Raw genomic sequence first — 19,635 nt, 5'->3', positions numbered from 1 at the left:
GGCGCACCGCCGTCGCGGAACCCCGGCGGCACGCGGCGGCCGGCGGGTCAGGACACGTTGCGCAGGCCCCCGAAGACCAGCCGGGCGACGGCGTCCGCCACGTCGCGCTCGCTCATGCCGCGGACGTCCGGGCGGTACCACTCCACGATGGAGTTGATCATCCCGAAGACCAGCCGGGTGGCCAGCCGCACCTCCACGTCCTCGCGCACGTCCCCGTCCGCGGCGGCCGCCTTGAGCAGCTCGGCGACCCGGTGGTCGAAGTCCCGGCGCCGCTCCAGCGCCCAGCGCTCGGTGGCGGTGTTGCCCCGCACGCGCAGCAGCAGCGTCACGTAGGGCAGCTCGGCGATCAGCACCTCGACCATGCGCCGTACGACGTACTCCAGGCGGTCGGCCGGGCGTCCCTCGCGCGCGTGCTCCTCCTCCAGGATCCCGAACAGGCCGTCCAGCGCCCGGCTCACGGCCCGGCGCAGCAGCTCCTCCTTGCCGGCCACGTGGTGGTAGATCGACGACTTGGAGATGCCGGCCGCCTTGGACAGGTGCTCCATGGACGTGCCGTCGTAGCCGCGCTCGATGAAGACCTGCACGGCGACCGAGAGCAGCGTCTCCGGGGTGTACGTGTCGCGCTTGGCGGTGGTCACGAGGTGCCCTCCCGCTGGTCGGTGGCGAAGGAGTGACGGTACAGGGCGAGCGACGGCGCGTACCGCCCCGAGGGATCGCGCTGGTGCAGGTCGTCCAGGACCGAGCAGGCCCAGGTGCGGCCCAGGCGCCGGTTCCACTCGAAGGGGCCGAGGGGGTAGTTCACGCCCAGGCGCATCGCGGTGTCGACGTCCTCCTCGGTGGCCACGCCCTTGGCGACGGCGTCGTACGCGAGGTCGATGATCCGGGCCACCGTGCGGGCGACGATCATGCCGGGCACGTCACCGATGAGGCTGACGTCCTTGCCCAGCGCCTGGAACAGCCCGGTCGCCTCGGACACCGTCCGCGCGCCGGTGTCCTGGCAGGCGGACAGGGCGATGCGGGTGGCCCTGCGGTAGTCCAGCGCCAGGTCGAAGTAGACGACGTCGCGGAACTCCACGGAGGTCTGCCCGTCGGCGAGGACGAGCTGGCCGCCGCCGGGCAGCACCAGCCGGGTGCCGTTGTCCTCGGCCTCCTCGCGGACCTCGATGCCCGCCTCGCGGATCATCGCGAGCAGCTCGGAGGCCGGGCCCAGGTCGCCCTCGGCGACGACGTACGCGGGCGGCTGCCGCTTGTCGGCGGTGTGCGGCTCGGGGCGCTCGGCGCCGTCGCGGTGGTCGTACCAGCCGCGGCCGGTCTTGCGGCCGAGGCGGCCGGACTCGACCAGCCGGCGCTGGGCCAGGGACGGCGTGAAACGCACGTCCTGGAAGAAGGACTGCCACACGGAGTGCGTGACCGACTCGTTGACGTCCTGCCCGATCAGGTCGGTCAGTTCGAACGCGCCCATCCGGAACCCGCCCGACTCGCGCAGCACCGCGTCGATGGTGGCCGGGTCGGCGGCCTGCGCCTCGTACACGGCGAACGCCTCGGCGTAGAAGGGCCGGGCGATGCGGTTGACGATGAAGCCGGGGGTGTCCGCGCAGGCGACCGGGGTCTTCCCCCAGGCGCGGGCGGTCTCGTACGCGCGCGTGGCGGAGGTGACGTCGGTGGCGAACCCGGAGACCACCTCGACCAGCGGCAGCAGCGGCGCCGGGTTGAAGAAGTGCAGGCCCACGAAGCGGCCCGGGTGGCTCAGGGCGCCGCCGATGGCCGTCACCGACAGGGAGGAGGTGTTGGTGGCGAGCAGGCAGTCCGGGGAGACGATCTCCTCCAGGGCGCGGAACAGCTCCTGCTTGACGTCGAGGCGCTCCAGGACGGCCTCCACGACCAGGGCGCAGTCGGCGAGCCCGGCCAGGTCGTCCGCGGGCCGCAGCCGGGCGCGGGCCGCGTCCCGGTCGGCCGCGGTGAGCCGGTCCTTCTCGACCAGCCGGTCGAGGCGGGCGCCGATCGCGGCGGCCGCTTCCCGGGCCCGGCCCGGGACGGCGTCGTACAGCCGTACGGGGTGGCCGGCGACCAACGCGACCTGGGCGATGCCCTGGCCCATGGTGCCGGTGCCGACGACGGCCACGGGGCTGCTGAGGTCGAGTGCTGTCATGTGCGCGATCCTCCCGCACGGGGTTTTCCACAGATGCGGCAGGCCCCCTTGTCCCGACCGATCGTTCGGTTACTCTAGCCCTGACCGTGCGTTCCCGCCCAGGTTTCCGCCCAGGTCATGAACTCGACGAGGAGTTCCCGAGACGAGGAGTTGGTCCCGTATGGCCGCCGAACTGACCGCCCACGACCTGATCGCCCAGCACCGGCCGACCCTCGACCAGGCGCTGGAGGCCATCCGCACGCGCGCGTACTGGTCCCCCCACCCCGAGCACCCCAAGGCCTACGGGGAGAACGGCAGCCTGGACATGGCGGCGGGCAAGGCGGCCTTCGACGCCGTCCTCGGCACCCGCCTGGACTTCGGCCAGCCCGGCACCGACGACTGGGTGGGCGGCGAGGTCTCGCCGTACGGCATCGAGCTGGGCGTGAGCTACCCGCACGCCGACCTCGACGTGCTGCTGCCCGCGATGAAGGCCGGTCAGCGCGCCTGGCGGGACGCGGGCGCGGAGGTCCGCGCGGTGGTCTGCCTGGAGATCCTCAAGCGGATCAGCGACCGGACCCACGAGTTCGCGCACGCGGTCATGCACACCTCCGGCCAGGCGTTCATGATGGCGTTCCAGGCGGGCGGCCCGCACGCCCAGGACCGCGGCCTGGAGGCCGTGGCCTACGCGTACGTGGAGCAGGTCCGCACGCCCGACACCGCCGAGTGGACCAAGCCGCAGGGCAAGCGCGACCCGCTCGCGCTCACCAAGCAGTTCGTGCCGGTCCCGCGCGGCATCGGCCTGGTCATCGGCTGCAACACCTTCCCGACGTGGAACGGCTACCCGGGCCTGTTCGCCTCCCTGGCCACCGGCAACGCCGTCCTGGTCAAGCCGCACCCGCGCGCGGTGCTGCCGCTCGCGCTGACCGTGCAGGTGGCCCGCCAGGTGCTCACCGAGGCCGGGTTCGACCCCAACCTGGTCGCGCTCGCCGCCGAGCGCCCCGGCGAGGGCATCGCCAAGACCCTCGCCACCCGGCCCGAGATCCGGATCATCGACTACACCGGCTCGACCTCCTTCGGCGACTGGCTGGAGGCCAACGCCCGCCAGGCGCAGGTCTACACGGAGAAGGCCGGCGTCAACACGGTGATCGTGGAGTCCGCCGGCGACTACCAGGGCATGCTGTCCAACCTGGCGTTCTCGCTGTCCCTGTACAGCGGCCAGATGTGCACCACCCCGCAGAACCTGCTCATCCCCCGCGACGGCATCCGCACCGACCAGGGCCCCAAGACCTTCGACGAGGTCGTCGCCGACCTCGCGCGCGCGATCGACGGCCTGCTCGGGGACGACGCGCGGGCCAACGCCCTCCTCGGCGCGATCGTCAACCCGGACGTCAAGGCCCGGCTGGAGGCCGCCGCGGGCCTCGGCGAGGTCGCCCTCGCCTCCCGCGAGGTGACCAACCCGGACTTCCCCGGCGCGGTCGTGCGCACACCGGTCCTGGTCAAGCTGGACGGTGCCAAGCCCGACGCCGAGGCCGCCTACATGAGCGAGTGCTTCGGCCCGGTGTCCTTCGCCGTCGCGGTCGACTCCGCCGCGGACGCCGTCGAGCTGCTGCGGCGGACGGTGCGCGAGAAGGGCGCGATGACGGTCGGCGCGTACACGACCGACCCGGAGGTCGAGGAGGCCGTCCAGGAGGTCTGCCTGGAGGAGGCCGCGCAGCTCTCCCTCAACCTCACCGGCGGGGTGTACGTCAACCAGACGGCCGCCTTCTCCGACTTCCACGGCTCGGGCGGCAACCCGGCCGCGAACGCCGCCCTGTGCGACGGCGCGTTCGTCGCGAACCGCTTCCGGGTGGTCGAAGTCCGCCGGGAGGCGTAGCCACGAGACGGCTGCTAGGCCGGTTCGCCGAAGCCCGTGGTGCTCCAGTGGTACAGCGTCATGGCCACGCTGGTCGCCAGGTTGTAGCTGGAGACCTGGGGGCGCATGGGCAGGGCGAGCAGGTGGTCGGCGCGGGCGCGCAGGGCCGCGGACAGGCCGGCGCGCTCGGAGCCGAAGGCGAGGACGGCGTCGTCCGGGAGCCGCACCGCCCGGAGGTCGTCGCCCTCCGGGTCGAGCGCGAACACCGGGCCGGGCGGCAGCTCTTCGACGTCCAGCCGCTCCACGGCGGTCGCGAAGTGCAGCCCGGCCCCGCCGCGCACCACCGTGGGGTGCCAGGGGTCGAGCGTGCCGGTGGTGACCACGCCGGTCGCCCCGAAGCCGGCGGCCAGCCGGATCACGGCGCCCGCGTTGCCGAGGTTGCGCGGGTTGTCCAGGACCACGACGGGCGCCCGGCGCGGCCCGCGGGCCAGCGCGGCGAGATTGGCCTCCCGGGGCGGCCGTACCGCCAGGGCGGCCACGGCCGTGGGGTGCGGGCGCGGCACCAGCGCCTCGTACGTCGCCCTCGGCACCTGCGCCAGCAGCGCGGCCAGCGGCTCGCGCACGTCGGGTGCGAGGTCGTCGGCGAGGGCCAGCGCGGCCTCCCGGTCGGCGGTCACCGCGACCGGGACGTCGGCGCCGAAGCGCACCGCGTGCTTGAGGGTGTGGAAGCCGTCGAGCAGGACGGCGGTGCCGGTGTCGACGAGGCGCCGCCACCGCCGCACGGGGTCGGCGGCGGGGTCCGCGGGGTCGGTCATGGCGTGAAGCCTATGCGCGCGTCCTCGGCGTCCTCGTCGCCCTTGGCGCCCTCGGTGTGCTCGGTGTGCGCGGTGTGCTCGGCACCCTCGGCGTTCTCGGTGTGCTCGGTCTCCCCGGCCGCGTCCTCCGGCTCGTCCTCGCCCCGCCGCCCGCGGGCGGTGCCGTCGCTCCCGGCGAGCACGGCGGCCCGCGCGCGTGCCGCCCAGCCGCCGAGGCGGCGCAGGAACGAGGTCGGCAGGAACACCGAGTCCGCCGCGATCATCGCCAGCGAGAAGAACGGCAGCCCGAGCACCACCGCGATCACGGCGTGCTCGATCATCATGATCACCAGCAGGACGTTCTTGACGCGCCGGTTGAACAGCGTGAACGGGAACGCCACCTGCACGATGACCGTCCCGTAGGTGACGAGCATGACCATGGTGCCGCTGGCGGCCAGCAGGTCGCCGAGCGCGGGCCAGGGGGAGAAGTAGTCCAGGTGCAGCGGGTAGTAGACCGCGGTGCCGTCCTGCCAGCGCGAACCCTGGATCTTGTACCAGCCGGCCGTGGCGTAGATCAGGCACGCCTCGGCCATGATGACCACCAGCGCGCCGTTGTGCAGGAGGTTCGCCACGACGTCGGCCAGGATCCGCGGCTCGCCGGACCCGGCCCGCCGGCCGACGAGCCACCACACCGCCTGCGCGAGCCAGACCGCCCACAGCAGCACCGGCACGGTCCACTCGCTCTCGAAGAGCCGCCCCGCCGACGTCACCGCCACCAGCGCGAACCCCGTCACGCACCACAGCAGGGGCCCGACGCGGTCGGTGACCTCCTCGCCCCGCGCGCGGGCCGCGTCCGCGCGCCGGGCCCGCCGCGCGTCCAGCGACCACACCTGACCGCAGCGGGTGAAGACCAGGTAGATGGACATCAGGTGCAGCACGTTGTCGCCGCCGTCGCCGGCGAACACGCTGCGGTTCTGCAGCGAGAGCACACCGACCATGAACAGCACCGACATCGTGCGGGTGCGCCAGCCCACCAGCAGCAGCGCGGCGGACAGCACGGCGAGCGCGTAGACGATCTCGAACCACGCGCGCGAGTCGCCCCACATCAGCGCCGTGAAGGCACCGTTGGTGTCGATGAGCCGCCGGGCCAGCGACCAGCTCCACGGGCCGTCGGGACCGTACAGCTCGGCGCGGTGGGGCAGCTCGCGCAGCAGGAACAGCAGCCAGGTCCCGGCGAGGCCGATGCGCACGACGGCACTCTGGTACGGCCCGGAGGCGGACTCGGTGACCCGGGCGATGCCCCGGGAGACGCACAGGGAGAACCGATTCACTGCACCCCTCCGCGGGCCTCGTCGCCGGACACGCTCCACCACGGCAGGACCCGGTAGGACGGGTCGGTCGAGACCTTCTCCCGGCTCCAGGACGGCGCCGCCACGTTGGTGGTGCGGGAGCGGACCTGTACCCGCTCGACCGCGCCGCCGGCACCGGCCGCGCCGCCCCGCTCCAGGCGCAGCACCACGATCCGGCGCAGGTACGTCTCCGACAGCGTGCCGCGCACGCCCGCGGCGCGGTTGCCGTTGTCGTGCGTGGCGGTGAAGAAGTCCCAGGCGCGGCGCAGCTCGTTCTGCTGCGTGTGGCTCGGCAGCAGGTTGCCGTCGATGGCCCGGCCGTCCTGCGCGGACAGGTCGTACCAGCCGGTCTCGCGCGAACCGCCGTCGGCCGTCCGCACCTGCGCGCGTACCTGCACGGCGACGTTCTGCTGGAGCGGGTTCGGCGCGAACAGCTTCCAGTTCTGCTCGAACTCCGGGTAGATCCAGTCGTCGATCGCCTTGCCGTGCGCCTTGGTCACCGTGTTCGACGGCGCGATGTGCAGGAACACCATCCCGAGGTGCACGCACACGGCGACGGCGACGACCGCGACGGCCACGGCGGCCCCGATCCGGTAGCGGGGGGAGAGGGCGGCCAGGCCGGTGCGCGGCTCGCCGGCGGGGGGCGGCGGCTGCGACGTCTCCGGCGCACCGGGCGTCTCGGCCACCGCCTGGGCACCCCCGGACCGCTCGGACCGCTCGGACCGCTCGGCTTCCCCTGCCTCCGGGGCGTCGGCGCCTCCGTCGTGCGTGTTCATTCCGCCCCGTTCCCCTATGTCCCCGCCGTCCGCTTCCCGCCCGTCGCTGCGACCGCCCCGCCCGGAGTCACCCGGACGGCCGTAGCGCGGCGGTCCCACGGAAAGGTACTCAGCCCCGGCGCCCGGCGCAGCCACGTCGGTCATCCACAGCGGTTGACACCTTACGACGGGCATCCCACCATGGAATCGCACGAACCGAACGATCGGTCGGGAGCCGGTCCCGCAGACCGGTGGAAGCCGGACGACCGGACGCGCAGCCGAACACCAGACACCGAGGTCGAGGGGGACCGCATGGCGACAGCAGCCGCGCAACAGACGGCCCGCACCCAGCCGGGCACGGGCAGGGACGGCACCGCCGGCAGCACCGACGCCGACGACGCCCTCGCGCGCGCCTTCGACGCCGCGGTGGCCGCCGACGAGCGCATCGAACCGCGCGACTGGATGCCCGACGCCTACCGCGCCACGCTGGTCCGGCAGATCGCGCAGCACGCGCACTCGGAGATCATCGGCATGCAGCCGGAGGCCAACTGGATCACGCGTGCGCCCTCCCTGCGCCGCAAGGCGATCCTGATGGCCAAGGTCCAGGACGAGGCGGGCCACGGGCTGTACCTGTACAGCGCGGCCGAGACGCTCGGCACCGGCCGCGACGAGCTGCTGGACAAGCTGCACTCGGGCCGCCAGAAGTACTCCTCGATCTTCAACTACCCGACGCTGACGTGGGCGGACGTCGGCGCGATCGGCTGGCTGGTGGACGGCGCCGCGATCACCAACCAGGTGCCGCTGTGCCGCTGCTCCTACGGGCCCTACGCCCGCGCGATGGTGCGCATCTGCAAGGAGGAGTCCTTCCACCAGCGCCAGGGCTACGAGCTGCTGCTGGCCCTGAGCAAGGGCACCCCCGAGCAGCACGCCATGGCGCAGGACGCGGTGGACCGCTGGTGGTGGCCGTCGCTGATGATGTTCGGCCCGCCCGACGACGAGTCCGCGCACTCCGCGCAGTCGATGGCCTGGAAGATCAAGCGCCACTCCAACGACGAGCTTCGCCAGCGCTTCGTCGACATCTGCGTCCCCCAGGCCGAGTCCCTCGGCCTCACCCTGCCCGACCCGGACCTCCGGTGGAACGAGGAGCGGGGGCACCACGACTTCGGCGCCATCGACTGGACGGAGTTCCGGGAGGTCCTCAAGGGCAACGGCCCGTGCAACGAGCAGCGCATCACGCAGCGCCGCCGCGCCCACGACGAGGGCGCCTGGGTCCGCGAGGCCGCCGCAGCCCACGCCGCCAAGCACACGACAGGAGCACCGCAGGCATGACCACCACCGACTGGCCCCTGTGGGAGGTCTTCGTCCGCTCGCGCCGCGGACTGTCCCACACCCACGCCGGCAGCCTGCACGCGCCGGACGCCGAGCTGGCCCTGCGCAACGCGCGCGACCTGTACACCCGGCGCGGCGAGGGCGTGTCCCTCTGGGTCGTGCCGTCGGCGGCGATCACCGCGTCCTCGCCCGACGAGAAGGACCCGTTCTTCGAGCCGGCCGCCGACAAGCCCTACCGGCACCCCACCTTCTACGAGATCCCGGAAGGGGTGCAGCACCTGTGACCGCGCCGTCGACCGACACGCCCACCGCGTCCGCCGCGCTCGCCCTCGGCGACGACGCCCTGGTGCTCTCCCACCGGCTGGGGGAGTGGATGGGCCACGCGCCCGTCCTGGAGGAGGAGGTCGCGCTCGCCAACATCGCGCTGGACCTGCTGGGCCAGGCCCGGGTCCTGCTGTCAATGGCCGGCGACGAGGACCAGCTCGCCTACCTGCGCGAGGAGCGCGCCTTCCGCAACCTCCAGCTCGTCGAACAGCCCAACGGCGACTTCGCCCACACCATCGCCCGCCAGCTCTACTTCTCCACCTACCAGCACCTGCTGTACGCCCGGCTCGCCGCCGGGGACGGCCCGTTCGCGCCGCTCGCCGCGAAGGCCGTGAAGGAGACCGCCTACCACCGCGACCACGCCGAGCAGTGGACCCTGCGCCTCGGGGACGGCACCGAGGAGAGCCACACCCGGATGAACCGGGCCTGCGCGGCCCTGTGGCGGTTCACCGGGGAGATGTTCCAGCCGGTGGAGGGGGTGGACGTCGACGGCGGGGCCCTGGAGGCCGAGTGGCTGGCGTCCGTCGAGGACGTCCTGCGCCGGTCCACCCTCGACGTGCCCGAGGGCCCCCGGTCGGGGGCGTGGACGGCGGGCGCGGGCCGGCAGGGCCTGCACACCGAGCCGTTCGGCCGGATGCTGGCCGAGATGCAGCACCTGCACCGCAGCCACCCGGGGGCGTCATGGTGACCCCCACCCCGCTGGAAGCCCGACTGCTCGAGGCGCGCACGCTGGAGGCCGAGCTGCTGGAGGTCGCCGGCTCGGTGCCCGACCCCGAGCTGCCCGTGCTCACCCTGCGCGAACTGGGCGTGGTGCGCGCGGTGCACGTGCGCGGGACGGACGCGGACGCCGTCGAGGTCGAGCTCACCCCGACCTACACCGGCTGCCCCGCGATCGAGGCGATGTCGGTGGACATCGAGCGCGTCCTGCGCGCCCACGGGGTGCGCGAGGTGACCGTGCGCACCGTGCTCGCGCCCGCCTGGTCCACGGACGACATCTCGGCCGAAGGGCGCCGCAAGCTGCGGGAGTTCGGCATCGCGCCCCCGCGTACCCGGTCCGCGTCCGGACCGGTCCCCGTGACCCTGGGCGCGACCCGCACCCGGGCCGGCACCGGCGGCGGCACCGGCACCGCCGCCGAGCCGCTGGAGCCGGTGCGCTGCCCGCACTGCGGCTCCGGCGACACCGAGCTGCTCAGCCGGTTCTCCTCCACCGCGTGCAAGGCGCTGCGCCGCTGCCTGGCCTGCCGCGAACCCTTCGACCACTTCAAGGAGCTGTGATGGCCCGCTTCCACACGCTCCCGGTGGCCGCGGTGGAGCGGCTCACCGACGACTCCGTCGCCCTCACCTTCGAGGTGCCCGAGGAGCTGCGGCCGGAGTTCCGGCACGCGCCCGGCCAGCACCTCGCCCTGCGGCGCGTGGCCGACGGCGTCGAGGTGCGGCGGACGTACTCGATCTGCTCCCCCGCGCCGGCCCCCGGCGAGGCGGGACCGCGCACGCTGCGGGTCGGGGTGCGGCTGGTCGAGGGCGGGGCCTTCTCGACGTTTGCGCTGAAGGAGATGCAGGTCGGCGACGAGGTCGAGGTCATGACGCCGGCCGGGCGCTTCACCCTCGAACCGGCTCCCGGGCTGTACGCGGCGGTCGTCGGCGGCAGCGGCATCACCCCGGTCCTGTCGATCGTCTCGACGCTGCTGGAGCGGGAGCCGCGGGCGCGGTTCTGCCTGGTGCGCGGCGACCGCACGGCGGCCTCGACGATGTTCCTGGAGGAGGTGGCCGACCTCAAGGACCGGTATCCGCAGCGGTTCCAGCTGGTCACCGTGCTGTCGCGGGAGGAGCAGCAGGCGGGGCTGCCGTCCGGGCGGCTGGACCGGGAGCGGCTGACGGGGCTGCTGCCGGCGCTCGTGCCGGTGGAGGCGGTGGCGGGCTGGTTCCTGTGCGGGCCGTACGGGCTGGTGCAGGGCGCCGAGCGGGCCCTGCGGGACCTCGGGGTGCCGCGGGCGCGGATCCACGAGGAGATCTTCCACGTGGACCCGGTCGCCCCCGCGGTCACCACCGCGGCGCCCGCGCACAGCACGGTCACCGCACGCCTCGACGGCCGCGGCGGCACCTGGCCGGTCCAGGAGGGCGAGTCCCTGCTGGAGACGGTGCTGCGCAACCGGCCCGACGCGCCCTACGCCTGCAAGGGCGGGGTGTGCGGCACCTGCCGGGCCTTCCTGGTCTCCGGCGAGGTCCGCATGGACCGCAACTTCGCCCTGGAACCGGAGGAGACCGACGCCGGGTACGTGCTCGCGTGCCAGTCGCACCCGGTGACGGAGGCCGTGGAGCTGGACTTCGACCGGTAGACCGGTAGACCGGCACGCCGGCACGCCAGCAGGTACGGGCAGGGGCGGCTCAGACGACGAAGCCCGGTCCGCCCGCGTCCGTGACCACGGGGCGGCCGGCGGCCTCCCAGTGCTGCATGCCGCCGGCGACGTTCACGGCGTCGATGCCCTGCTGCACCAGGTACATCGTGACCTGGGCGGACCGGCCGCCGGAGCGGCAGATCACGTTGACCCGGCCGTCCTGCGGGGCGGCCTCGGTCAGCTCGCCGTAGCGGGCGACGAACTCGCTGATGGGGATGTGCAGGGCACCGGCGGCGTGTCCCGCCTGCCACTCGTCGTCCTCGCGGACGTCCAGCAGGAAGTCGCCGTCCTTGAGGTCCCCGACCTCGACCGTGGGCACACCAGCTCCGAAACTCATGCGTCCGACGCTACCCGACGCGACGGCGGTCCCCACCGGCCCCACGGATCCCGGCACCCGACGGGCTCAGCCCAGCAGCCCGGCCAGTTCCGCCTCGCGGGCCGCCACGTCGGCGAGCAGCTTCTCGGCGATCTCGTCCAGGAGGCCGTCGGGGTCGTCGGGAGCCAGCCGGAGCATCGAGCCGATCGGGCTGCCCTCCAGCTCACTGGCGACCTGGGTCAGCATCTCCTTGCGCCGGGCCAGCCACTCCAGGCGGGCGTACAGCTCCTCGCTGCGGCCGGGCCGGTCCTGCGGCGGCACCGGACCGGCCGCCCACTCCTCGGCCAGCTCGCGCAGCAGGGCCTCGTCACCGCGGGCGTAGGCGGCGTTGACGCGGGTGAGGAACTCCTCGCGCCGCTTGCGGTCGTCCTCCTCGCGGGCGAGGTCGGGGTGGGCCTTGCGGGCCAGGTCGCGGTAGAGCCTGCGGGCCTCGTCGCTGGGGCGCACCCGCTCCGGGGGCCGCACCGACTGGTCGGTGAGCATCGCGGCGGCCTCCGGGAACAGGCCGTCGCCGTCCATCCAGCCGTGGAACAGCTCCTCGACCCCCGGCATGGGCAGCACCCGCGCCCGCGCCTCCTCGGCCAGGCGCCGGTCCTCGGGGTCGCCGGTGCGGGCGGCCCGCGCCTCGGCGATCAGGGCGTCCAGCTCGTCGATCCGGGCGTACATCGGGCCCAGTTTCTGGTGGTGCAGCCGGGAGAAATTCTCCACCTCGACGCGGAAGGTCTCCACGGCGATCTCGAACTCGATCAGCGCCTGCTCGGCGGCGCGCACGGCCCGCTCCAGCCGCTCCTCGGGCCGCGCCTGCTCAGCTTCGGGGGTCGTCACCCGACCAGCGTAGGCCACGCCCGACGGGCCCCCGGGGGACGCCGGGGACACGGCCGATCCGGCCGCACCGGCGCCACCCCCGGCGCCGGCCCTGGCACACCGTCGTCCCACCCCTGGCACCGCCCCCCGGCACCCCCTCGTCACACCCCCGTCTCCGCCGCGACCCTCCCCGACCGCACCGCCGCCAGCAGGTCCGCGTGGTCCGCTTCCGTGCGGTCGGCGTAGGCGACGGCGAAGGCGGCGACGGCCTCGTCCAGTTCCTCGTTCTTCCCGCAGTACCCGGAGATCAGCCGGGGGTCCGCGCTGTGGGAGTGGGCGCGGGCCAGGAGGGCGCCGGTCATGCGGCCGTAGTCGTCGATCTGGTCGGCGGCGAGGGCGGCCGGGTCGACGCTGCCCTTGCGGTTGCGGAACTGCCGCACCTGGTAGGGGCGCCCGTCGACGGTCGTCCAGCCCAGCAGCACGTCGCTGACCACCTGCATGCGCTTCTGGCCCAGCACCACCCGGCGGCCCTCGTGCTCGACGGGGGGCACCTCGAAGCCGGCCGTGCGCAGGTGCGGCACCAGCGCCGACGGGCGGGCCTCCTTCACCTGGAGGACCAGCGGCTCGCCGCGGTGGTCCAGGAGCAGCACGACGTAGGAGCGGGTGCCCACGCTGCCCGTGCCGACGATGCGGAAGGCGACGTCGTGCACGGCGTGCCGGGACAGCAGCGGGTGGCGGTCCTCCGGCAGGGTCGCCAGGTAGTCCTCCAGCGCCGCGCTGACCGCCACCGCCTCCGCGTGCGGGACCCGGCGCAGCACCGGCGCCGCGTCCACGAAGCGCCGGCCGCCGTCCTCGGTGGGCTCGGTCGACCGCGCGGCGAACCGCCCGCTGGTGTTGGCGCGCGCCTTCTCCGAGACCCGGTCGAGCGTGCCCAGCAGGTCGTGCGCGTCGGTGTGGGAGACCAGTTCCTCGTCGGCGATGGCGTTCCACGCGTCGAGCACGGGCAGCCGGGCCAGCAGGCGCATCGTGCGGCGGTAGGCGCCCGCGGCGTCGTGGGCCGCGGCCCGGCAGGTGTCCTCGTCGGCGCCGGCCTCGCGGCCCGCCAGCACCAGCGACGCGGCCAGGCGCTTGAGGTCCCACTCCCAGGGTCCGTCGACCGTCTCGTCGAAGTCGTTGAGGTCGATCACCAGGCCGCCGCGCGCGTCGCCGTACAGGCCGAAGTTCCCCGCGTGGGCGTCACCGCAGATCTGCGCGCCGACCCCGGTCACCGGGGTGCGGGCGAGGTCGTGGGCCATGAGGCCCGCCGAGCCGCGCAGGAAGGCGAAGGGCGAAGCCGCCATCCGCCCCACCCGTATCGGCGTCAGCTCCGGTATGCGGCCCCGGTTGGACTCCTCCACCGCGGCCACCGCGTCCGGGCGGCCCGGGTCCGGGTCGAACCCGGCGTGCGCCCCGCGCGGCACACGGCGCCGCAGGGCCTTGCCCTCCTCCTTGGGCGAGCCCCCCTCGACCGGCCACCGCGCGAACCCCCGCACGTGCGGCAACCGCACCCCGGACCCGGTCATCCCGACCGCCTCCCCCGTACCCGTACGCCGTCAACTCGTGCAGACGGTACAACCGCACGCGGTCAGGAGCCGAGGATCACCCGCTTCTGCTCCTCGAACTCGGCCTGGGTGAGCACGCCCTGCGCCTTGAGATCGCCGAGCTGCTTGAGCTGATCGATCTTGCTGGTCATGTCGGGGGCGGCCGGAGGCGCCGGAGCCGCGGGCGGCTCGGCCTGGTACGCCGGTTGCGCCGGGGGCGCTTCGTAGCCCTGCTGCGCCGCCCACCGCCCCTGCTGCCGGCGTGACACCCGGTTGGAGACGGCGGTCGCGGTCCCGGCGACGATGGCGGTCCGCGCGACCCCGCGGAGGAGACCTGGCATGGCTGTGTCCCTTCTGCCCTGAACCTGACGAACCTGAACGCCCTCGCGAGCGCTGTGCCTACTGCGTGGCCTCGACCGCGTCCAGGGCGGCCACGAGGTCGGACACCGGGATGCGTCCGGAGGCGACCATCCGGGCCCCGCCGCGGCGCAGGGCGGCCGCGAACGGCGCCGCCCACCGGTTCTCGTAGATGAGGATGCCTGCGGAGGTGCCGGGCTCCAGCGCGGCGGCCGCCTGCTCGAGGTCGTCCTGGCCCAGGAGCCCCGACGAGGCGCCCTCGAAGACGGCCAGGTCGAGCCGTCCGTCGCCGTCGAGGTCGGCGATCTCCAGCCCGGTCACGGTGCCGTCCTCGTCCTTGCGGACGAACTGCAGGTCCAGGACGCGGATGAGGCCGCGGTCCACCAGGTCGACGAGGAGGGGGAGTCCCTCGCCGGTCATCCGGTTCCCGGGGAACTCGACGACGAGGTAGTCGATCGGGCCCACTTCTTCGAATGCGTCGCTCACGGCGTCACCTCTGGTGCTCGCGGCTTCCCCCTGGGACACCCCCCGCGTCACGTCCCCCCCATTGCATCACCGGGCCACGCCGGTCGCACCTCCGTACGGTCACCCCGGTCACCCCGGCTCACCCCGGTACGCCGGTCACCCGCCCGGTCCCGCCCCGGTCGCGCCCGGCGCTCCGCACGCATCTGCTGGTGACCATGAGCGACAGCGGTGGCGGCGGGCTCCCGGCCCAGGAGCGCGGTGAGCTGGAGGCGCTGCGGGAGCGGGTGCACGCGCTGGAGAGCGCCGGCCCGCCCGGGGCATCGCGGCACCACCCGTTCCGCTCGCTCGGCTCGGTCCTGCTGATCCTGCTCGCCGCGCTGCTGTCGCTGCTGTCCGTCGTCGCGGTGTGGGCGAACAGCATCGTGCAGGACACCGACCGCTACGTCGCCACCGTCGGACCGCTGGCGAGCGACCCCGATGTGCAGAAGGCGGTCACCAACCGCGTCACCACCGCCGTCCTCGCGCAGATCGACGTGGACGCGCTGGTCAAGGAGCTGACGGACGCGGCCGGCCAACAGGGCGTCCCGCCCCGGCTGACCGAGCTGCTGGGCAACCTGAAGGGCCCCATCGACAACGGGCTCAAGCAGCTGGTCGACAGCACGGTGGAGCGGGTGGTCACCAGCAGCGCCTTCGAGACCGTCTGGGTGAACGGCAACCGCAGGGCCCACGCGGCGCTGGACAAGGCCCTGACGGGCCGGTCCGACGGCGCGGTGGAGGTGAAGGACAACCAGGTCGTCATCGACCTGGGGCCGATCGTCGCCGACGTCAAGAACCAGCTCGTCGACGCCGGCTTCTCGGCCGCCTCGAAGATCCCGGCCGTCCACACGACCTTCGTGGTGTTCGCGTCGAAGGACATCGGCAAGGTCAGGTCCTACGTGCGGGTGCTGCAGATCCTCGGCGGCTGGCTGCCCCTCATCGCGCTGCTGATCGCCGCCGCCGGGGTGTACGTGGCGTTCAACCGCCGCCACGCGGTGATCGGGACGGCGCTGGCGGTGTTCGTCGCCATGCTGGTGCTCGGCATCGGCCTCACCGTGGCCCGCGACGTCTACCTCGACCACCTGCCCCCCGGGACGTCCCAGGCGGCCGCGGGCTCCGTGTACGACGCGCTGGTCAAGTTCCTCCGGGCCGGTGTGCGGGCGCTCGCCGCGGTCGCCCTCTTCACCGCCGCCGGCGCCTTCCTCTGCGGCCCGTCCCGCATCGCCGTGTTCACCCGGACCGGCTGCCGCAGGGGCATCGGGGGCCTGCGCGAGGTGGCCGCCTCGGCGGGGCTCCGGCTCGGCCCGGTCGGACGGTTCGTCCACCGCTTCAAGCGCTGGATCGGCGCGGCCATCCTGCTGATCGCGGCCGTCGTGCTGTTCACCTGGAGCTACCCGACCACGGCCGTCGTGGTGTGGACGGCGGTGATCACCCTCGCGGGCTTCGCGATCCGCGAGTTCCTGGACGCGCCCGAGCCAGGGACATAGGGCGATCCACCTCACCGGCCTCACCCGTTACGGGTGGTTCCCCGCCCGGAGTCCTCGCCCATGCTCGGAAGCGGAGTGCAGCTCGCTGCGGCTCACCGAGAAAGTGAGGAATCGACCATGAGCAGAACCATGAGCACGACCCCCCGCTCGGACACCGCCCAGTCCTGGGCCGGCGGGCTGACGGCGTTCGCCGCCGTCCTGCTGTTCATCGCCGGCGTCCTGGACTTCTTCCGGGGGATCATGGCGATCGCCGACGACGACGTGTACCTCTCCACCCCCAACTACGTCTTCAAGTTCAGCCTGACCGGATGGGGCTGGATCCAGCTCATCCTCGGGGTGATCGCGATGGCCGTGAGCGCCGGCCTCTTCACGCGCGCCACGTGGGCCCGGGTCGTCGGGGTCGGCATCGCGGCCCTGCTGATCATCGCGAACTTCCTGTCGATCCCGTACTACCCGTTCTGGTCCCTCACCCTGATCGCGCTGTACGCCTTCGTCATCTGGGCGCTGTGCGTCGTGCGGCGGGAGCCCTGACCCGAGGCACCCGAGGCAGGGGGCTGCGTGGCCCCGCGAGGTGCGGCGGCGAAGTGCTACGCGGGTCCCCGCACCTCGCGACCACCCCTGACGCGCCCCGGACCGACGCACGCCACCGGCCCCGGCCCGGCCTTCGCGAGACAGCACGCAAGACAGCACGCCCGAGTGAGAGGTGCCACCCGTGGCCCTGCACAAAGCCAAGAAGACGGTCATCGACGCGGCCGCCGACATCTTCACCTCGCCGATCAGCGAGCAGCCCCTGTCCAAGCGGACCATGCCGGACTTCCCGGCCCGGCCGGGCGTCGTCTACCAGTTGCTGCGCAACGAGCTGCTCCTCGACGGCAACGCGGCGCAGAACCTCGCCACGTTCTGCACCACCTGGACCGACGACGAGGTCCGCCGCCTGATGGACCTGTGCCTGGACAAGAACATCGTCGACAAGGACGAGTACCCGCAGACCGCCGAGATCGAGTCCCGGTGCGTCAACATCCTCGCCGACCTGTGGCACGCGCCCCCCGGCGCCGACGGGTCCGCACCCGCCGTGGGGTGCTCCACCACCGGTTCCAGCGAGGCCGCCATGCTCTGCGGGCTCGCCCTGAAGTGGCGCTGGCGCGACCGCCGGCGCGCCGAGGGCCGGCCGGCCGACCGGCCGAACCTGGTGTGCGGGCCGGTACAGGTCTGCTGGGAGAAGTTCGCCCGCTACTTCGACGTCGAACTGCGCCAGGTGCCGGTGGAGCCGGGCGCGACCGGCCTGCAGGCCCACCAGCTCCGCCCGTACGTCGACGAGAACACCATCGGCGTCGTGGCGATCCTCGGGGTGACCTACACCTGCACCTACGAGCCCGTGGCGGAGATCGCGGCCGAACTCGACCGCATCCAGGCCGAGACCGGCCTCGACGTGCCCGTGCACGTCGACGCGGCGTCGGGCGGGTTCATCGCCCCCTTCCTCCACCCCGGCCTGGAGTGGGACTTCCGCCTGCCGAGGGTCGCCTCGATCAACGCCTCCGGCCACAAGTACGGCATGGCCCCCCTCGGCGTGGGCTGGGCGCTGTGGCGCGACAAGGCGGCACTGCCGGACGACCTGGTCTTCCACGTCGACTACCTCGGCGGCGACATGCCCACCCTGGCCCTGAACTTCTCCCGCCCCGGCGGCCAGGTCGTCGCCCAGTACTTCATGTTCCTGCGCCTGGGCCGCGAGGGGTACCGGCTCGTCTACCAGGCGTGCGCCGACACGGCCCAGCACCTCGCCCGGCAGATCGCCGCCATGGGCCCCTTCACCCTGCTCTACGACGGCACCGGGGCCCTGCCCGCCGTCTCCTGGACCCTGACCGACCCCGGCTCGGTCGGCTGGAGCCTGTACGACCTGTCCGACCAGCTCCGGATGCGCGGCTGGCAGGTGCCGTCCTACCCGCTGCCGCCCGACCGCCAGGAGACGGTGATCCAGCGGGTGCTCGTGCGGCACGGCGTCGACCGGGACGAGATCGAACTCCTCGCGGAGGACATCCGCCGGGCGGTCACGCGCCTCGAGAAGGGACACCCGCGGGACGAGGACCGCGTCAGCTTCCACCACTGACGCCGCCGGCCCGCCCCGCCGCGGGAGCCGCCGGCTCCAGGCGCAGGGAGGTGACGTAGGCGACCGCGACCGCCGTGATGACCAGCGGCATGACCGTCAGGCCGTCGCTCCCCATGAGCAGCGTGGCCAGGAGCACGGACGTCAGGGGGAGCCGGAGGACGGCCACGCACATGCCGCCGACGCCCATCGCGAACGCCGGCGCCAGGGACAGTCCGGGACAGTGGGACAGCGCGATGCCGCCCACCGCGCCCACGAACATGGACGGGAAGACCATGCCGCCCCGGAAGCAGCTCATGGACACCCCGTAGGCGAGGGCCTTGCACACGAGCAGCAGCAGGAGGGCACCGACCGAGTAGCGCGCACTGCCGTCCAGCAGGGGGCCCAGCGCGTTCTGGCCGGAGTACAGCACCTCGGAGGCGGCCCTCCCGCTGCCCTCGGCGTAGGCCAGGGCGAGCGCCCCGACGGCCAGGCCCGCGAGCACGGTGCCGCGCACCGCCCTGGGTGCGATGCGGGCCTCGAGCAGGACGCCGAGCCGTTTGATCCCCTGGCCGACGCAGGCGGCGGCCACCCCGGTGACCAGGGCCCAGCCGAACTCGGCGGCGGTGGGGGCGTGCGCGTGCGGGATGTCGTGCAGCGTCAGCGAATAGGTGCCCAGGCCGGTCCACGAGCCCAGGCCGGTGAACATCAGCGCGCCGATGCCGGAGGCGAGCAGGCCCGGCACCAGCACCACGTCGAGCACCGCGCCACCGAGCCCGGACGCCTCCATCAGCAGGAACGCCCCGAGCAGCGGTGAACCGAGGAGCGTGCTGATCGCGGCGAAGCTCCCGGCCGCTCCCATCGCCGCGACCACGTTCGGCGGTGCGCCGCGGACGACGAGCCGTACGGCGGCCGCGCCCAGTCCGGCGCCCAGCGCGATCAGCGGTGCCTCCGGGCCGAGGACCGCGCCCAGCCCGAGGGAGGTCAGCGCCGCGAGGACGACGCCGGGCAGGTCACGGGCCGGCGGGGCGCCCTTGGCCGACAGCCCCTCGGTGGGCCGGTGGCCGGCCGTCCCCGGCAGGTGGCGGATGGTCAGCGCCGTCAGCAGACCGGCCACGGCGAGCAGCGGCACCGGCCACCAGGACGGGGTGCCCTCGAAGCCGAGGGCCCGGGGCAGGTCGGTGTAGGTCCAGGACTGGAGCTTGTCGGTCAGCGCGAGGAAACCGAACGCCACCGCGGCGACGGGAGCGCCGAGGACGGCGGCCAGCACCAGGAGCACCGGGTATCCGCGCCCGCGGACGACGGCGAGCGGGTCGCGCGGCTGCGCCGCGGGTGCTCCTGTGCCATCGGCCGCCATGTCCTCAACCCCTTGAAGGATCGCCGCACTCGGGCACCGCCGCGCCCACGCCCACGGCGTGACGGCCCGTCACACGATGTCACCCGGCGGACGGGGCGAGCGCCCTTGTGGAGCGCGTGATCCGCCTTTCATCCGTGCGGCCCAACGGGCGGCCCGAGGCCCCCCG

General features: G+C 73.7%; 20 protein-coding genes. 9 read left to right on the top strand and 11 right to left on the bottom strand.

Translation table 11 applies throughout. The annotated features are described in order from the left end of the window. Positions 1 to 47: 47 nt before the first annotated feature. Positions 48 to 638 carry a TetR/AcrR family transcriptional regulator gene (locus tag E4U92_RS02175; protein ID WP_137298509.1) on the bottom strand — a complete coding sequence of 197 codons (591 nt, stop codon included), beginning with the start codon at positions 636 to 638 and terminating at the stop codon, positions 48 to 50. Beyond that, a complete protein-coding gene (locus E4U92_RS02170) occupies positions 635 to 2,149 on the bottom strand; it encodes a 3-hydroxyacyl-CoA dehydrogenase (RefSeq protein WP_137298508.1) in 1,515 nt (504 codons plus the stop codon). Before E4U92_RS02170 ends, E4U92_RS02175 begins: the two co-directional genes overlap by 4 nt. Positions 2,150 to 2,309: 160 nt before the next feature. On the opposite strand from E4U92_RS02170, the gene paaN reads away from it, so the two are divergent. After that, positions 2,310 to 4,001, top strand: coding sequence for a phenylacetic acid degradation protein PaaN (gene paaN / locus E4U92_RS02165; RefSeq protein WP_137298507.1), 1,692 nt, complete (start codon positions 2,310 to 2,312; stop codon positions 3,999 to 4,001). A 14-nt stretch (positions 4,002 to 4,015) separates the two neighbouring features. On the opposite strand, the gene E4U92_RS02160 is transcribed toward paaN, so the two are convergent. From E4U92_RS02160 to E4U92_RS02150, 3 genes are read right to left on the bottom strand one after another with little or no spacing between them, the layout of a single operon-like run. Next, complete coding sequence (locus E4U92_RS02160; protein ID WP_137298506.1) at positions 4,016 to 4,795, bottom strand: TrmH family RNA methyltransferase; 780 nt, start codon at positions 4,793 to 4,795, stop codon at positions 4,016 to 4,018. Further along, entirely contained in the window at positions 4,792 to 6,105 is a 1,314-nt protein-coding gene (locus E4U92_RS02155) for an HTTM domain-containing protein (protein WP_137298505.1), read from the bottom strand. The genes E4U92_RS02160 and E4U92_RS02155 overlap by 4 nt, the downstream gene beginning before the upstream one ends. After that, entirely contained in the window at positions 6,102 to 6,899 is a 798-nt protein-coding gene (locus tag E4U92_RS02150) for a DUF5819 family protein (RefSeq protein ID WP_137298504.1), read from the bottom strand. The genes E4U92_RS02155 and E4U92_RS02150 overlap by 4 nt, the downstream gene beginning before the upstream one ends. 291 nt (positions 6,900 to 7,190) lie before the next feature. Between E4U92_RS02150 and paaA the strand changes: the two genes are divergently transcribed. Genes paaA through E4U92_RS02125 form a run of 5 tightly spaced genes read left to right on the top strand, consistent with a single transcriptional unit; the run spans position 7,191 to position 10,867 of the window. Further along, positions 7,191 to 8,207: a 1,2-phenylacetyl-CoA epoxidase subunit PaaA gene (paaA, locus tag E4U92_RS02145; protein WP_137298503.1), complete on the top strand. Its 1,017-nt coding sequence runs from the start codon at positions 7,191 to 7,193 to the stop codon at positions 8,205 to 8,207. Next, entirely contained in the window at positions 8,204 to 8,491 is a 288-nt protein-coding gene (gene paaB / locus E4U92_RS02140) for a 1,2-phenylacetyl-CoA epoxidase subunit PaaB (RefSeq protein WP_067242028.1), read from the top strand. The genes paaA and paaB overlap by 4 nt, the downstream gene beginning before the upstream one ends. Then, the gene (paaC, locus tag E4U92_RS02135) at positions 8,488 to 9,219 is read left to right on the top strand and encodes a 1,2-phenylacetyl-CoA epoxidase subunit PaaC (RefSeq protein ID WP_137298502.1); all 732 of its coding nucleotides are present in this window, start codon (positions 8,488 to 8,490) and stop codon (positions 9,217 to 9,219) included. The genes paaB and paaC overlap by 4 nt, the downstream gene beginning before the upstream one ends. Further along, on the top strand, positions 9,213 to 9,806 hold the full coding sequence (gene paaD, locus E4U92_RS02130; protein ID WP_137298501.1) for a 1,2-phenylacetyl-CoA epoxidase subunit PaaD: 594 nt from the start codon (positions 9,213 to 9,215) through the stop codon (positions 9,804 to 9,806). Before paaC ends, paaD begins: the two co-directional genes overlap by 7 nt. After that, a complete protein-coding gene (locus E4U92_RS02125) occupies positions 9,806 to 10,867 on the top strand; it encodes a 2Fe-2S iron-sulfur cluster-binding protein (RefSeq protein ID WP_137298500.1) in 1,062 nt (353 codons plus the stop codon). Before paaD ends, E4U92_RS02125 begins: the two co-directional genes overlap by 1 nt. Before the next feature lie 49 nt (positions 10,868 to 10,916). Here E4U92_RS02125 and E4U92_RS02120 read toward each other — a convergent pair whose 3' ends face one another. The 5 genes from E4U92_RS02120 to E4U92_RS02100 all read right to left on the bottom strand — a co-directional run bounded on the left by E4U92_RS02120 (position 10,917) and on the right by E4U92_RS02100 (position 14,530). Then, complete coding sequence (locus tag E4U92_RS02120) at positions 10,917 to 11,246, bottom strand: rhodanese-like domain-containing protein (protein WP_137298609.1); 330 nt, start codon at positions 11,244 to 11,246, stop codon at positions 10,917 to 10,919. Positions 11,247 to 11,330: 84 nt separating this feature from the next. Further along, entirely contained in the window at positions 11,331 to 12,128 is a 798-nt protein-coding gene (locus E4U92_RS02115; RefSeq protein ID WP_137298499.1) for a J domain-containing protein, read from the bottom strand. A gap of 140 nt (positions 12,129 to 12,268) precedes the next feature. Then, complete coding sequence (locus E4U92_RS02110) at positions 12,269 to 13,669, bottom strand: DUF2252 domain-containing protein (RefSeq protein ID WP_137298498.1); 1,401 nt, start codon at positions 13,667 to 13,669, stop codon at positions 12,269 to 12,271. Positions 13,670 to 13,731: 62 nt separating this feature from the next. Beyond that, complete coding sequence (locus E4U92_RS02105; protein ID WP_137298497.1) at positions 13,732 to 14,028, bottom strand: SHOCT domain-containing protein; 297 nt, start codon at positions 14,026 to 14,028, stop codon at positions 13,732 to 13,734. A 58-nt stretch (positions 14,029 to 14,086) separates the two neighbouring features. Then, on the bottom strand, positions 14,087 to 14,530 hold the full coding sequence (locus E4U92_RS02100; protein WP_174863645.1) for a DUF6325 family protein: 444 nt from the start codon (positions 14,528 to 14,530) through the stop codon (positions 14,087 to 14,089). A gap of 194 nt (positions 14,531 to 14,724) precedes the next feature. Here E4U92_RS02100 and E4U92_RS02095 point away from each other — a divergent pair, with 194 nt between their 5' ends. The 3 genes from E4U92_RS02095 (at position 14,725) to gad (ending at position 18,136) form a co-directional block, all read left to right on the top strand. Beyond that, complete coding sequence (locus E4U92_RS02095; protein ID WP_229862768.1) at positions 14,725 to 16,032, top strand: hypothetical protein; 1,308 nt, start codon at positions 14,725 to 14,727, stop codon at positions 16,030 to 16,032. A gap of 117 nt (positions 16,033 to 16,149) precedes the next feature. Next, on the top strand, positions 16,150 to 16,563 hold the full coding sequence (locus E4U92_RS02090) for a DUF7144 family membrane protein (RefSeq protein WP_174863643.1): 414 nt from the start codon (positions 16,150 to 16,152) through the stop codon (positions 16,561 to 16,563). A gap of 181 nt (positions 16,564 to 16,744) precedes the next feature. Next, positions 16,745 to 18,136 carry a glutamate decarboxylase gene (gene gad / locus E4U92_RS02085; protein WP_373311547.1) on the top strand — a complete coding sequence of 464 codons (1,392 nt, stop codon included), beginning with the start codon at positions 16,745 to 16,747 and terminating at the stop codon, positions 18,134 to 18,136. Here the strand turns inward: gad and E4U92_RS02080 are convergent. Further along, on the bottom strand, positions 18,120 to 19,469 hold the full coding sequence (locus E4U92_RS02080; protein ID WP_137298495.1) for a chloride channel protein: 1,350 nt from the start codon (positions 19,467 to 19,469) through the stop codon (positions 18,120 to 18,122). The two genes, gad and E4U92_RS02080, sit on opposite strands and share 17 nt — an antisense overlap. Positions 19,470 to 19,635: the final 166 nt, after the last annotated feature.

The organism is Streptomyces galbus (genome assembly GCF_005280195.1).
Lineage (GTDB): Bacteria > Actinomycetota > Actinomycetes > Streptomycetales > Streptomycetaceae > Streptomyces > Streptomyces galbus.
Note: the sequence above shows the minus strand (reverse complement) of the source record. Positions and strands in the feature narration are given on the sequence as shown.